This is a genomic window from Ramlibacter henchirensis, from assembly GCF_004682015.1.
GTDB classification, from domain to species: domain Bacteria; phylum Pseudomonadota; class Gammaproteobacteria; order Burkholderiales; family Burkholderiaceae_C; genus Ramlibacter; species Ramlibacter henchirensis.
Window position 1 is genome coordinate 518170 of sequence record NZ_SMLM01000001.1, and the last position, 13912, is coordinate 532081.

Below are 13912 nucleotides of genomic sequence, written 5' to 3' on the forward strand. Positions count from 1 at the left end.
GTGAGTGGGCTCGGCTGGATGTCGCCCCCGACGCCAATACTCATATCAGCTTGACGACCACCTTCCCCTTGGCTCGCCCGGTTTCGACATGGGCCAGAGCCTCCCGGATCGATTCGAATGGATAGACGCGATCGATCACGGGCCGTAGGGCCCCGGCATCGATGAGGGCCCCGATCTCGCGCAACTGGTCTGCGCTGGCCTTCATGAAAAGGAACGAGTAGCTGACACCATGACGATCTGCTTTCTTCCTGATCCGATGGCTCAAGAGACGCATGACCTGCTTCATGCCCCAGTTCGATCCGATCTCCTGCGCGAAGCCGGGATCCGGCGGGCCCGAAATCGAGACGAGCCTGCCGCCGCGCTTCAGCACGGTCACTGACTTGTGCAGCGTCCGCGCGTCGAGACTGTTCAGGACGACGTCATAGTCCCGCAGGATCTTCTCGAAGTCGTCTTTCCTGTAGTCGATCACGACATCCGCGCCGAGGCCTTTCACCAGCGCCATGTTCTCCGTGCTCGTGGTCGTCGCGACGAGCGCGCCCATGTGCTTTGCGAGTTGGATGGCAATCGTTCCCACGCCTCCTGAGCCGGCGTGGATCAGGACCTTCTGCCCGCTCTTCAGGCCGGCCTTGTCGACCAGCGCCTGCCAGGCGGTCAGCGCAACCAGGGGGACAGCGGCCGCTTCTTCCATGCCGAGCGTTTTCGGCTTCAGGGCAACATCGGCTTCGTCGATGGCCACGAGTTCGGCAAAGGTGCCGATCCGGTCCTTGCGCGGCCGTGCATAGACCTGGTCGCCCGGCTTCAATCGCTGCACCCTGGAACCGACGCGAAGCACCACGCCGGCCACTTCATTGCCCAGGATGAGAGGCAATCGATAGGGCAGCAGGAGCTTGAACTCGCCGTCCCTGATCTTTGAATCCAGCGGGTTGACGCCGGCAGCGTGGACCTGGACCAGCACGTCGTCGTCTCGCAGTTGGGGCTCCGGCATGTCGCCGAGCCGCCCGCTGTCCTTGCCGTAGCGGTCCACGATGAAAGCCTTCATGACGCTGCCACGCTCACGCCTTCGCTCTGGCACCGTCGGGAGCTGCCCAATCCGACAGATAGGTGGCGAGTGCCAAGCCGATGCCCATGACCGCCAGGCTGAGTGCGACGACGCCGTACAAGCTCTGTGGTGAGCCGCCCGCGACGTGCACCGCGATCCCGCCGCCGACCGCGATGACGAGCAGTCGCGCCGTGCTCGCCAGCAGGGGCCACGCCAGCCGCCCTGCGCCCTGCGACGCGAAGAAGAGGGCGAGCCCCAGCCCGAAGAAGCCGTAGCAGCCGCCGACGATGCGCAGGTACGCGCTGCCCGCGGCCTGCACTGCCGGGTCGACGGTGAACAGGGTCATCCACGCCTGCGGCCAGACCGCCGCTGCGAGGCCGATCAAGCCGGTGAGCGCCCATACGAGGCCCGCGCCGGTCCAGGCCACGCGCTTGGCGCGGGCGGCTTCGCGCGCGCCCAGGTTGGTCGCCACCATGGCCGTGAGCGCGCTGCCGATGCCGAACGCGATGGGCACCAGGATGTATTCCAGCCGCGCCGCGATGCCATACGCCGCCAGTGCCACGCCGCCGAAGCTGCCGACGTAGAGGGTCGCCATGCCGATGGACGCATTGCTCAGGATCGCGCTGCCCGAGGACGGCAGCGCCAGCCCGAGGATGCGGCGGAAGGCGCTGCGCTGCAGTTGCCACTTCGCCCCGAGGAGCCGGACGGGCTGGTCCGGGCGCGACAGCCAGGCCAGCAAGCCCAGGGCCGACAGTGCGTTGCACGCGACCGTGCTCGCGGCCGCGCCCGCGACACCGAGCGGAGGCAAGGGCCCGGCCCCGAACACCAGCAGCGGGCACAGGAGCAGGTGCATGGCCGTGGTGCCGACCAGCGCGAGCGCGGCCGTGGCCATCTGGCCGGCGCCGCGCGCCACGCCGGCGAGCACGTTGACCGACCAGATCGCCGCGGCGCCGGAGAACAGGACGGCGGCATAGCTGGACGCCTGCGCCAGCGCCTGGTCGCGCGCACCCATGGCGGCGTACAGCGCGGGGCTCGTTGCCAGCAACGTGAACAGCAGCGACGCCGCGAGCCCGACCAGCAGCGCGTGCTGCGCAAGCCGGCTGGCCAGGGGCGCGTCGCCCGCGCCGAGCGCGCGTGCCACGATCGCCGTGGTGCTGCCCCCGAGGCCGCCGGCGGACATCTGCAGCATCAGCATGGCCGGCGGCAGCACCACCGCCACGCCGGCGAGCGCGTCGGCGCCCAGGCGCCCGACGATGTAGCCGTCGAAGCCGATCACGATGGTGTTGGCGAGCAGGCCCAGCACGTTGGGCGTGGCCAGGCGCAGGAGCGTGGGCAGCACGGCGCCGCGCAGCATCCTCTGCGTCGCGGCGGATGGGGCGGCGAGGCTGGCGCTCATGCCGTCGCCCGCGCCGCGGCATAGACGCGGCGGGCGCCGCGGGCGAGGGCCTCGCGGGCGAAGGCCAGCCCGATCCCGCGGTTGGCACCGGTGACCAGGACGACGGCATTGGCGAGTTGCATGGGGACTCCTGTCGATATGATGGCCGTCATATAAGCGGCCGAAAAGCGAAGCGCGACCGGTCGCGCGGGCGTTCAGCGGCTCTTGTCGCGCCGCGGAGCATTCTCGAATTGCTCCAGCAGGAAGCGCCTCGACGCGGCGAGGTGGCGGCGCCCGCGGGCGTTGTCGCCCAGGGCGCGGGCGATCTGCAGCGCGCCGACGAGCTGGGACGCGGCGATGCCCGCGGCCTCGGCCGGATGATCGGGCGACAGCGCGGCCTGGACGGCCGAGATGAGCGACGTCACGCGCGCGGCCCCGGCCGTGCGGACCGCCTCCGACTGGCGGGGCAGTTCGGAAGCCAGCGCCGCCACGGGACAGCCGCTCTCGGCCGACTTGAGGTGGCGCTCGGAAAGATAGCTGTCGACCAGGGCGCGGAAGCGGCTTGCGGACTTGGACTCGAGGCTGGCGACCGAGCGCTGCAGGCGCGCGTGGCTGTCCTGGCCGGCGCGGTCAAGCGCCTCCACCAGCAGCGCGTCGCGCGAGGGAAAGTGCGCGTAGAAGCCTCCATGGGTGAGGCCCGCCCGTTTCATGATGTCGGCCACGCCCACGCCCCCGAAACCGGATTCTCGAAGCACGCCGGCGGCGGTGTCGAGGATGCGGTCGTGGGTCAGCTGCTTGCGGTTGCTCGGGGCCATGTCCATGGGCTTTGCCTCGTTCTCGTGGGCAGGAGTATGCGGGCAATATGATGACCTTCATATTGAAGGGGGATCACCCTGGGGTTCGTCACACCGCCGCAGCGCGTGGTGGTCACCTGCCATCTACTCCTTCGCAAACGTCACCCGCACCTGCCCCCGCCCCAGCACCTGCGGCAGCGCCGCCGGATCCTCAATGCGACCCAGCCGGGTGTACGAATACGGCGACTCGAACGTGAGATAGAAGACGACCAGGGTGTCGGTGCCCCACAGCATCAAGTCGCCGTTGCGGATCGTTCCCGGCCGGCTGGCGTTGGCGGGCAGGGCCTTCGGCAGCTTCACATGCTTCTCGTTTCCGTTCAGGTCCGGCATGTCGAGGGTCAGAGGCAGCTGGGCGGCGAAGGCCCGCGCGGCTTCGTTGTCGGCCAGGGTGACCGCAAAGCGGCGTTCACCCACCGACATCCAGATCTGTCGCTCGGCCGGCGTGTTCGCGTTCGCTGCAATGGCAGACATCTGCGGGACGGCGAACGCCTGCAGGACGCCGAAACACAGGGACCACACGGAAAGGGGTCGGACTTTCATGTACGTGATTCTCCGCGGTTGGGACGGGGTGAATGGGGTACCGGCGGGGCTCGGCCGTGCCGATGCATCGGCGCGAGGCTAGGCCAGGTTCTTCTTGAAGAACGCCTCCAGCCGGTCGAACGGGATCTTCCGCAGGTTGTCGTACAGGTCCACGTGATTGGCATCCGGAACGATCACCAGCTCCTTCGGGCCGGGCGCCGCCTTGTACACGTCCTCCGAGTAGTAGCGCGAGTGGGCGTTCGCACCGTGCACGAGCATGATCGGCCGGGGCGCGATCATGTCGAGGTTGGCGGCCATCGGGAATTCGAAGAACGACATCGGCGTCGTGGCCGTCCACGCGGAGGCGGAGTTGACGGACCGGGCGTGGTACCCGCGGGGCGTGCGGTAGTAGTTGAAAAACTCGGTCAGCACCGGGTCCGCTTCCGCCGGCAGCCGCTCCGGCAGAACGCGGGTGCCCTTCACGATCTGGCCGTTCGCATCGAATGGGACCTCGTGGTAGCCCAGCGCGTACGTTCCTTTCTCCGCATCAGCCCAGCGTTGCTGGCTCAGATAGTCGATGACCTTGTGGCGCTGATCGCGGGTGTAGCTGTCCTTGTAGCTGCGGCTCATGCTGCGCGACATGTCGTACATCGACGCCGTGACCACGGCCTTGATGCGCGAGTCGCCCGTGGCTGCCGTCAGCGCCATGCCGCTCAGGCCGCAGATCCCGATGGCACCGATGCGGGCGCGCGCGGCGTTCGGAAGCAGGCCCAGGTAGTCGACGGAGGCGCTGAAGTCCTCGGTGAAGAACTCCGGCGATGCCACGTTGCGTACCGTGCCGCCGCTCTCGCCCGTGAACGACGGGTCGAAGGCCAAGGTGACGAAGCCCCGCTCGGCCAGCGTCTGGGCGTAAAGGCCGGACACCTGTTCCTTGACCGCCCCGAACGGGCCGCTGAGAACCAGGCCGGGCAGCTTGTCCGCGCCGCGGGCCTTCGGTTGATAAAGGTCGGCGGCAACGGTGATGCCGAAGCGGTTCCTGAACGTGACCTTGCGGTGCGCCACCTGGCTGCTCTGCGGGAAGGTCTTGTCCCATCGGGTGGTCAAGGCCATTTTGGCGTTGGAGCGGTTCTGGGACGTTCCGGCGGCAGCGTGCGCCGCCGCCAAAGGAGCCGTTGCCAGGGTCAAGCCGGCTTGCAGCGTCGTGCGACGCGAGACATTCGAGAGGGCCATGTGTTTCCTTTCCACCGAGGCGAATCCGGGAGCGCCGTCTTCAGTGATGGCTGGAAGTTTGCCCGCCGCACGCGTGCGCGACTAGATAATGAATGCTGAACGCACTTAGTAGACCTGCTAATCAATCCAGGGAGAGGCCGAATGGCCCGCAAGAACCTCAACGACCTGTTGGGCTTCGTGACCGTCGCGCGCGAAGGCAGTTTCACGCGCGCCGCGGCGAGCCTGGGCGTGACGCAATCCGCGCTGAGCCAGTCCGTCCGCGGACTGGAGGAGCGGCTGCAGATCCGGCTGCTGACGCGCACCACTCGCAGCGTGTCCACGACGGCCGCCGGCGAGCGCCTCATGCGCGCCATCGGACACCGCTTCGACGAGATCGAAACCGAGCTCGATGCGTTGACGGCGCTACGGGACAAGCCCGCAGGCACGGTGCGCATCACGTGCGGCGATCACGCGCTGCAAAACATCCTGCTGCCCAGGTTGTCGCCACTGTTGCGCGAGTACCCGGAGATCACGCTGGAGTTCGACATGAACTACGGCTTTCGCGACATCGTGGCGGACCGCTTCGACGCCGGCGTGCGCATGGGCAACACGATCCACAAGGACATGATCGCGGTCCCGATCGGGCCGCCGCTGCGCATGGCGGTGGCCGCTTCTCCGGAGTACTTCGCCGAGCATCCGCCCCCTAAAGTGCCCAAGGACCTCACGGCGCATCGCTGCATCAACCAGCGCATGCTGACATCGGGCGGGCTGTACGTCTGGGACTTCGAGAGGCGCGGCCGCAAGGTGAACGTGCGCGTCGACGGTCCCCTCATCTTCAACACGTCGCCGCCGCAGGTGGACGCCGCGCTCGCGGGGCTGGGGGTGGCCTTGCTGCCGGAGGACGAGTTGATGCCGCACGTCGTCGCCGGACGCCTGCTTCGCGTGCTGGAAGACTGGTGCCCGGAGTTCGCGGGGTACCACCTCTACTACCCGAGCCGGCGACAGCCTTCACCCGCCTTTTCACTGGTAGTCGAGGCGTTGCGTTTTCGCGCCTGATATGCGGCGATGCCAGAACGCTGTCAATGGGGTGTGCTGCTTCGCCGGATGGCGCTCTGCCAGGATGTGGGCGGCAAGCCGCCGCTCACCGGCGCGCACCGCCGCGTCCAGCAGCGTCAGCGTCACGATGTCACGTTGCGCGTGGCTGCCCCCAAACAGGTGGGCGCTGTCGCGCACGCGCAGGAGGCCTTCGGTCGCCTCGGACCACCTGCCGGCACCGTAGGCCCTGAAGGCGCGGGCGAGCGGCAGCCCGACTTTTCGCGTCATGCGTTCGTTGCTGCTGCCGCCGGAGGCAGCATTCGCCATTGCCGCGAGCAGGGCATCCGCACCGCTTCCGTCCGCCCCAATGCACGCGATCAGCGCGTGCAGGTCGTTGAAGGCATAGAAGCCCGCCGTCGGCGCATCGGTGCTCCAGGTTCCGCGCAGCGCCGCGAAGCGCGACGCAACGTCCACACCCAGGAGTTTGAGCCGCCACAGGATTGCGGTCCTGTCCACGCGCTGCAAGGCCATGTCTGCCACAGGCGCGAGCTGCGCGTCGTAGACCTCCAGTGCCGCCTGGGTGTCCATCTTCTCGAGCTGGAACAGAGCCGCGTGGAACCAGTTGTGGAACGAGAATCCGTTGTCCACGGCCCAGTCCTCCACGTGGCTGTCGAGCCACTCGGCGCCGGCCCGGTGGCGACCTTGCATCTCGAAGACGTGCGTCACCGCGTGGATGGCCCACGGATCGCGCGGATTCATCGCGACGGCGGCGCGGCCCGCGTCCTCGGCTTCGCAATAGTGGCCGGATTCCTCGAGGCCGAAGGCGGCCATTCCCAGCACGTAACCGTAGAAGGGCGAGTCCGGGCTCCACCGCGGCAGCACGCGCTGGGGCCGTCGCTTCAGGTTCAAGGCGTCGCCCCGGTAAAAGTCGAAAAGGTGCGCGAACAGCAGGGCGGCGACGTCGCGCGGCCACTGCACCAGGATGGCGTCCCAGAGCTCGCATGCGCGGTCCCAGTTGCCATCCGCCGCGGCCTGGGCTGCAATGATGTGCGCCTTCTCGCGTTCGTGGGCGTTCGCGGCGAGCCGCGCCGCAGTCGCCAGCGCCACGCGGGCTTGCCGGGTGGTCTCGTACTCGCCGACGGTCAGCAGCAGCCCCGCCTTCACCATTGGTGCATGCGCCCATCCAGGGTCCGCCGCCTGCGCGCGATCGAGCGCGGCGAGGGCGTCCCCGAAATAGGACAACATGCTTTCCAGCGCCTGCTCCATCTGCTCGATCGCGGCGGCCGACACCGTACTTGTCGGGCAGCCGCGCGGATCCTGTCGCATGGTGCTGCGGACCGAAGAGGCGCGATCCTCATTGAAGTAGGCCATGGGTTCCTCTGCTCTCGTACGGCTAGGGTCGGATCGGAGGGGCTCGAATGTGGGCGAACGCCGTAACGGGCGTCTTTCAGCGAACGCCTGGTGTGTATCGAGCGTGTATCGCTCCGGCCGTACCAAACTGCAACGCGCTGGGAAAAAAAAAGCGGTGCTGGTGCTGAGTGGACATCCCTCGTCGACCCAAGTCGAAGGGGCGGGGGAAGCGCAGGGCGAATGCTTTTCGCCAATGAGCTGCCGCCCCGGCTTGCATATGATCGACCCATGACGGCACGCTGGTACTTCGGCTGGAACATCGTCGCCGCGGCGGCTTTCCTGACCCTGCTGTCGTCCGGCATGCGCCTGAGCTTCGGCCCCTTCTTCCTGCCCATGGCGCAAGACCTGGGCTTCAGCCGCAGCCTTTTGTCGTCCATCGTGGCGGCCGGGATGCTGGCCTACGGTCTGGCGATGCCGCTGGCCGGCATGCTGATCGCGCGCTTCGGCACGCCCCCGGTACTGCTCGTGGGCAACGCGCTCGTCATCGCTGCCACGTTCTGGACCGTGGTGACGGCGAATGCTTTGTCCTTCCTGCTTGCCTTCGGCCTCCTGCTCTCGGTCGGACTGGCCTTCACCAGTCCGGTCGCGGTGACGCCGGTGATCAGCAACTGGTTCACGCGGCGCCGGGGGATGGCGCTGTTCTTCCTCTCGACGGGCTCGATGGCGGGCATGGCGGTGATGACGCCGGTCCTCAGCTTCTGCATCGCGCATTTCGGCTGGCGTGCGACGCTGGCAGGCTTTTCGGCGGCCTTCACGCTGTTCACGCTGCCCACGGCCATGTTCGTGATCCGCGACGGCGCCCCGGAGCACACGGACCTGGGCCCGGAGGAGTTCGCCGCGCAGCGAGCAGCCCGCGGCGTGCCGCCGCAAAGCTTGAAGCTGCGCGACGCCATGCGCACGGCGCCCTTCTGGAAGATCTTCTTCGGCCTGTTCGCCTGCGGCTTCAGCATGAACCTGCTGGGCACCCACGGCATGCCCATGCTGATGGACCATGGCTTCGACGCGTTCACCAGCTCGATGGGCATCGGCCTGATCGGCTTCGTGGCGATCGGCGGCACGCTGGTCCTGGGCCGCCTGGCCGACCGCCTGCCCCGACGGCACATCCTGGCCACCATCTACTTCGTGCGGGGACTCGGGTTCTTCGCCCTGGTCGTGGTGGGAACGCACTGGGAGCTGTACCTCACCTCCACCATCGGCGGGCTGGTGTGGGCCGGCAGCATCGCCCTGTCATCGGCCATCCTCGCCGACGTCTACGGCGTGCGGCTGGTGGGCGTGCTGTATGGAACGGCCTACCTTGGCCACCAGATCGGCGGAATGCTCAGCTCCTGGCTGGGCGGCTGGGGCTACGAGCACTACGGCACGCACTGGGTCGCGTTCGGCGCGGCGGGCTTGCTGCTGGTCGCCGCGGGCCTGATTTCGCTGCAGTTGCCGCGCAAGGGTTTCATGCTGATGGCTTCGCCGACACCGGCCTGAGCGGCTCGCCGCTTGGCCGGGCTGTCGCAGCGGGCATGGGAGACGCGACAGGGACCTTGCGCGCCGCCGGCGGCAGCCCTCAGTCCGCCGTCACGCCGGCAGCCTTCACGAGCCTTCCCCAGCGGTCGTACTCGGACAGGAAAAACGTCTGGAACTGCTCCGGCGTTCCGCCGCGCACGATCGCGCCCTGTGTGGAGAGCGTCTCCCGAACGGACTTCTCCTCGAGCACCGAATTCATCGCCTTCGACAGCTGCTCGACGATCGCCCGGGGCGTGCCCGCGGGCGCGAGCACACCGAACCAGGTGCCGGCATCGAAGCCGGCGACACCCGCCTGCTCCATCGTGGGCACGTTAGGGAACTGCGGCGAACGCTCGGCGGACGTGATGGCGATCGGGCGCAGCTTTCCATCCTTTGCGAGCGGTGCGGCGGTGCTGAACACGTCGAACATGAGGTCGATCTGGCCGCTCACCAGGTCGACGAGCGCGGGCCCGCTGCCCTTGTAGGGCACGTGGATCATGTCCACCTTCGTGAGCGTCTTGAACAGCTCGCCGGCCAGGTGCGCGGCGCTTCCATTGCCGAAGGAGCCGTAACTGAGCTTCTTCGACCGGGCGTTCGCTTCGCGGACCAGCTCCGCGACCGAGCTCACCTTCAGCGACGGGTTGACGACCAGCAGCAGCGGCTGCGTGGCGACCAGCGTGATCGTTTCGAACGCCTTGAGCGGGTCGTATGCCAGCTTCGCATAGGTGTGCGGCGTCACCGTCAAGGGTCCTGCCGCGCTGAAGAGCAGCGTGTGGCCATCGGCGGGCGACTTCGCGACCAGCTCATGGCCGATGGAGCCTCCCGCGCCGGCGCGGTTCTCCACCACGACCGGCTGCCCCAGCTTCTGGGACAGGTGCAGTGCGATGAGCCGGCCCGTCTGGTCGGTGGATCCGCCGACCGCGTACGGAATCACGAGCTTGATCGCGCGCGTGGGGTACGACTGCGCGTGCGCGGCACTGCCGAACGTGCCCAGCGCGGTGCCGCAAGCCAGCAGCATTGCCAGCGCCGCGCGCCGGCGTCCAGGGGAAAGGATGGACTTCACGATGCTTGTCTCCATGGTGTCGTGGTGATGTTCAGGCCGAGTCGCCGACCTTGCGCTCAGCATGCGGCTCGCTTCGACGTTCTGGACGCGCCCTTGCGCGGATCGCGAATGCCATAGGGGGCGCCCCAGCCCAGTGTGTCGAGCGTCGGCCCCGAAGGCGTGTATTCGCAGCCCACCCAACGGTCCCAGCCGAGGGACTCGATCTGCGCGAACAGGAACGGGAAGTGGATCTCGCCCGTCCCGGGTTCATGCCGCCCCGGGACGTTGCCGATCTGGATGTGGCCGATGTGCGGCCAGGCTGCGCGGAGGCGGTCGGTGATCGCGCCCTCTTCCATCTGGATGTGGAAAGTGTCGAAGCACAGCTTCACGTTCTCGCGCCGGATCGTCTCGAGCACCTTCACGCCTTCGTCCAGGCGGTGGTACAGGAAATCGGGGAAGCGGGCGCGGCAGCACGGCTCGAGGATGAGCGTGAGCCCCGCCGGTCCTGCGTGGTCGGCGGCCCAGGCGATGTTCTCCATGAACCGCTGCATGCACTCGACCCGGTCGAGCCCCGGCCGCATGTTGCCCGGCATCACGTGGATCATGGGCTTGCCGACCTGCACCGCGTAATCGACGGCCGTCCGGATGCTGTCCTTGAAAGCTTCCTCGCGACCCGGCAGCGCCGCCATGCCCCGCTCACCGCCGTCCCAGTCGAAAGGAGAGAGGATCTGCACCAGTTGCAGGCCATTCGCCTCGAGACGGGCGGCGACTTCCCTGGCGGGGTACTCGTACGGAAAGGCCACTTCCACGCCCTGGAACCCCGCCTCGGCCGCTGCCTGGTAGCGGTCGAGCATCGGCAGTTCGGTGAACAGCCAGCGCAGGTTGGGGTCGAATCTCAGCATCGCTTGCAGCTCCTGTCGAACCATCCTTCGGACAGCCCCGGTGAAAGGCAAACCGGATTTTGAACCGCGCCTTGAGTTTCCCGCATGAAGTGCACCGGAGAGACTCAGCCGCAGAAACACTGGTGGCCGAGGCCTGCCGGATGACGCCATGGACGGGCCATCCTGTCCTGTTCCGCGCCGGTGCTGCTTTCGCACCGCCGGCATGACAACGCTGTGGTCGGGGCGTATGCTCGCCGCCGATTGAGCGACGAGATCGCGCCGGCGGCAGCCGGCGGCCAGCGGGTTTGCGCGGCGTCCACCGGCCTGAACCGAGCCGCGTTGAACAAGGAGTGCAAGATGAAGCACCTCATCCCGAGTCCACCGATCATGCTCGCGGCGGCCTTGTGCGCCGTTTCAGCGGGCGCATTCGCGGCGGCTCCGGCCCCGGACGGCGAGGCCAAGGTGATGACACCCAACCAGTTCAAATGGGGCGATGCCCCGCCGGCGATTCCCAAAGGCGCCAAGATCGCCGTCCTCCACGGCGATCCCGGCAAGGAGGGCCCGTTCATCTTCCGGCTGAAGATGCCGGCGAACTTCAAGGTCCCGCCGCATACGCATCCGTCGAGCTACACGGTCACGGTGATCTCCGGGACGCCGTCGGTGGGCATGGGCGACAAGGCTGATGCCAAGAAGACGCACGCACTGAAGGCCGGTGCCTTCCACTACCTGCCCGCCAAGACCTCCCACTACTGGATCGTCAAGGAGGGGGCGGAGCTGCAGGTCCAGGGGACGGGTCCGTTCGGCTTAACGTACGTCAACCCCGAGGACGACCCGCAGAAGATGGCGGCCAGGAAATAGCCTGGGTCGGAACGCGCAACGCCCGGCAATCCTCTCGATTGAAGCAGCTGCAGCTTACTCACGGATATTGGCCGTGCGCACGATGCGCTCGTAGCGGCTCTGCTCGCTCTTCACGAAGGAGCCGAAGTCCGCGGCACTGCCTCCCCCCGGGATGATGGCCTGTTCGGCGAACCTGGCGCGCACGTCGGGCATCTGCAGCACTCTGTTCATCTCGGTGTTGAGCCGCTCGATCACCGGCGCCGGCGTGCCCGCGGGCGCGAAGATGCCGATCCACGCGGTCATCGCGAGGTCCTTGAAGCCCGGCAACTCCGTGATCGACGGCACCTCCGGCAGCGCCGGCAGACGGCGCGCGTCCGTGACGGCGAGGCCCTTGACCTTCTTGCTGCCGACCAGCGGGACCGCGGAACCCGTGGGCAGGATGGCCAGGTCCACCTGGTTGCCGATCAGGTCCGTGATCGCCTGTGCGCCGCCGCGGTAAGGCACATGCACCAGGCGGAAGCCGGCCTGCTGCTGGAAGCGCTCCATCGCGAGGTGCAGGACGGTGCCGATGCCCGAGGTGGCATAGGTGAGCTTCCCGGGATTGGCTTTCGCGAGCGCGATGACGTCCTGGAACGAGGAGGCGGCCAGGCCCGGGCGGCCCATGATGACCAGCGGCAGCGTCGAGAGCATGCCCACCGGCGCGAAGTCGCGCTGGGTGTCGTACTTCACGGCCTGCGGATTGACGTACTGCGCGATGGCCGCGGGGCTGTCCACCGCCATCAGGATGGTGTAGCCGTCGGGCGCGGCCTGTGCGGCCTTCTGCGTGCCGATGGTGCCGCCACCGCCGCCCACGTTGTCGACGACGACGGACTGGCCGATCTGCTGGCCCAGCTTCTGCGCGAAGAGGCGCGCGATGCCGTCGGTGCCGCCACCGGCCGTGAAGGGCACGATCAGCGTGATGGGCCTGGCCGCGGGCCAGGCGGGTTGCGCGAGGGCGGACGCTGCGGCGATCAGCCCGAGCGCCCCCAGGACGATGGAGCGACGAAGGATCCGGGACATGGGGACTCCAGGGAAGCGGCGAGTGGAGGGGACTCTCTCAGGCGGTCGGGAAATGCTGCTGCACCAGCGCATCGAAGCGCGCGCTCCAGTCGGCACGCCAGCGCTCGCGCCGTGCGGCGTCGATCCAGGCGCCGTCCAGGCCGTTGTGCATGAGGCCGCGCAGGTCTTCGATGCTGCAGCCGAACTGTTCGACCATCATGCTCCAGGCCTGCGTGGGCGAGATGTTGTGCAAGGTCGGGTCGTCGCTGTTGGGGTGGACCTTCAGGCCCAGCGAAAGCATGCGGCGGATCGGGTGGTCCAGCGCCCAGCGCTCGGGTGCCAGCGTGCGCAGGTAGTAGGAATTGGCCGGCACGATGGTGAACACGATCCCGCGCTCCAGGCACCGCTGCACGAGCTCGGGCCGGTCGACCACCGTGTAGCCGTGGTCGATTCGGTCCACGCCCAGCGTGTCGAGGGCCGTCTGCACATTCGTCCATGGCATCCCGTATTCGCCGGCATGTGCCGTCGTGCGAAGTCCGGCGCGGCGCGCGGCCGCATAGGCCGACGCGAAGAGTTCGGGTGCGCCCAGCGCCTCGCGATAGTCGATGCCGATGCCGGGCACCTCGTCGCGGCGCGCGGCCACCATCCACGCGACCATCTCATCGGCCTCGGCCGGCGGCGCCTCGCGGTCGATGGCGGGCACGAGGCGACCGACGATGCCGAGGTCGCGCTCGGCGTCGTTCGCGGCCTGCACGATCGCGTCCTGCAACACTCGGTACGACAAGCCCGAGTGCCTGACGACGCCCGTGGGGTTCCAGAAGAACTCGCTGTAGAGGACGTTGTGCGCGCGCGCGTCCTCCAGGTATTCACGGGTGAGCCGGTAGAGGTCGTCGGGGCGGCGCAGGACATGCCTCTCCAGCGCCCGCAGGCCCGGGATCGCCCCCTGGCGCTTCTCGCCGTGGGCGAACAGCCCATCGATCTGCTCGGGCGCGATGCCGCCCTCGCGCTGCGCGAGTTCATGGAAGGTCGCCTGGCGGATCGCGCCCAGCAAGTGGCAGTGCAGTTCCACCTTGGGCAGCGCCCGGCAGAAGGCGTGCAGGGCGGGGCCCTGGGCGGCGGCGTCGGCCGCGGGAACGAATGGGTCTGTCATCACGGTGGAACTCTTCTCTCGGGCGCGCGCGG

General features: G+C 68.1%; 13 protein-coding genes and 1 pseudogene. 3 read left to right on the forward strand and 11 right to left on the reverse strand.

The features are described 5' to 3' along the window. Positions 1–40: 40 nt before the first annotated feature. The 6 genes and pseudogenes from EZ313_RS02585 to EZ313_RS02610 form a co-directional block, all read right to left on the reverse strand. Positions 41–1039, reverse strand: coding sequence for an NADP-dependent oxidoreductase (locus tag EZ313_RS02585; RefSeq protein ID WP_135261657.1), 999 nt, complete (start codon positions 1037–1039; stop codon positions 41–43). 13 nt (positions 1040–1052) lie between these two features. Continuing rightward, on the reverse strand, positions 1053–2435 hold the full coding sequence (locus EZ313_RS02590) for an MATE family efflux transporter (RefSeq protein ID WP_135261658.1): 1383 nt from the start codon (positions 2433–2435) through the stop codon (positions 1053–1055). Continuing rightward, a pseudogene (locus EZ313_RS02595) lies at positions 2435–2557 on the reverse strand (short-chain dehydrogenase); the annotation flags it as partial. The pseudogene EZ313_RS02595 and the gene EZ313_RS02590, both read right to left, overlap by 1 nt. A 72-nt stretch (positions 2558–2629) precedes the next feature. Beyond that, a complete protein-coding gene (locus EZ313_RS02600; protein WP_135261659.1) occupies positions 2630–3235 on the reverse strand; it encodes a TetR/AcrR family transcriptional regulator in 606 nt (201 codons plus the stop codon). Between the two features lie 117 nt (positions 3236–3352). Continuing rightward, the gene (locus EZ313_RS02605) at positions 3353–3808 is read right to left on the reverse strand and encodes a cyclophilin-like fold protein (protein ID WP_167772476.1); all 456 of its coding nucleotides are present in this window, start codon (positions 3806–3808) and stop codon (positions 3353–3355) included. 78 nt (positions 3809–3886) lie between these two features. Continuing rightward, a complete protein-coding gene (locus tag EZ313_RS02610) occupies positions 3887–4897 on the reverse strand; it encodes an alpha/beta hydrolase (RefSeq protein WP_240788509.1) in 1011 nt (336 codons plus the stop codon). Between the two features lie 261 nt (positions 4898–5158). On the opposite strand from EZ313_RS02610, the gene EZ313_RS02615 reads away from it, so the two are divergent. Next, entirely contained in the window at positions 5159–6052 is an 894-nt protein-coding gene (locus EZ313_RS02615; RefSeq protein ID WP_135261661.1) for a LysR family transcriptional regulator, read from the forward strand. Here the strand turns inward: EZ313_RS02615 and EZ313_RS02620 are convergent. After that, entirely contained in the window at positions 6017–7402 is a 1386-nt protein-coding gene (locus EZ313_RS02620; RefSeq protein WP_135261662.1) for a tetratricopeptide repeat protein, read from the reverse strand. The genes EZ313_RS02615 and EZ313_RS02620 overlap by 36 nt on opposite strands. A 267-nt stretch (positions 7403–7669) precedes the next feature. On the opposite strand from EZ313_RS02620, the gene EZ313_RS02625 reads away from it, so the two are divergent. After that, the gene (locus tag EZ313_RS02625; protein WP_135261663.1) at positions 7670–8914 is read left to right on the forward strand and encodes an MFS transporter; all 1245 of its coding nucleotides are present in this window, start codon (positions 7670–7672) and stop codon (positions 8912–8914) included. Between the two features lie 79 nt (positions 8915–8993). Here the strand turns inward: EZ313_RS02625 and EZ313_RS02630 are convergent, their stop codons facing one another. Together EZ313_RS02630 and EZ313_RS02635 are read right to left on the reverse strand one after the other, a co-directional pair. Continuing rightward, complete coding sequence (locus EZ313_RS02630; RefSeq protein WP_240788510.1) at positions 8994–10010, reverse strand: Bug family tripartite tricarboxylate transporter substrate binding protein; 1017 nt, start codon at positions 10008–10010, stop codon at positions 8994–8996. Positions 10011–10051: 41 nt separating this feature from the next. Continuing rightward, the gene (locus EZ313_RS02635) at positions 10052–10876 is read right to left on the reverse strand and encodes a hydroxypyruvate isomerase family protein (RefSeq protein ID WP_167772477.1); all 825 of its coding nucleotides are present in this window, start codon (positions 10874–10876) and stop codon (positions 10052–10054) included. Positions 10877–11212: 336 nt separating this feature from the next. Here EZ313_RS02635 and EZ313_RS02640 point away from each other — a divergent pair, with 336 nt between their 5' ends. Further along, positions 11213–11713 (forward strand): cupin domain-containing protein, encoded by a 501-nt coding sequence (locus EZ313_RS02640; protein WP_135261665.1) that lies wholly within the window; start codon positions 11213–11215, stop codon positions 11711–11713. 54 nt (positions 11714–11767) lie between these two features. Here the strand turns inward: EZ313_RS02640 and EZ313_RS02645 are convergent, their stop codons facing one another. Both EZ313_RS02645 and EZ313_RS02650 read right to left on the reverse strand, forming a co-directional pair. Beyond that, on the reverse strand, positions 11768–12751 hold the full coding sequence (locus EZ313_RS02645) for a Bug family tripartite tricarboxylate transporter substrate binding protein (protein ID WP_135261666.1): 984 nt from the start codon (positions 12749–12751) through the stop codon (positions 11768–11770). Positions 12752–12788: 37 nt separating this feature from the next. Next, positions 12789–13880 carry an adenosine deaminase family protein gene (locus EZ313_RS02650; protein ID WP_135261667.1) on the reverse strand — a complete coding sequence of 364 codons (1092 nt, stop codon included), beginning with the start codon at positions 13878–13880 and terminating at the stop codon, positions 12789–12791. Positions 13881–13912 lie beyond the last annotated feature (32 nt).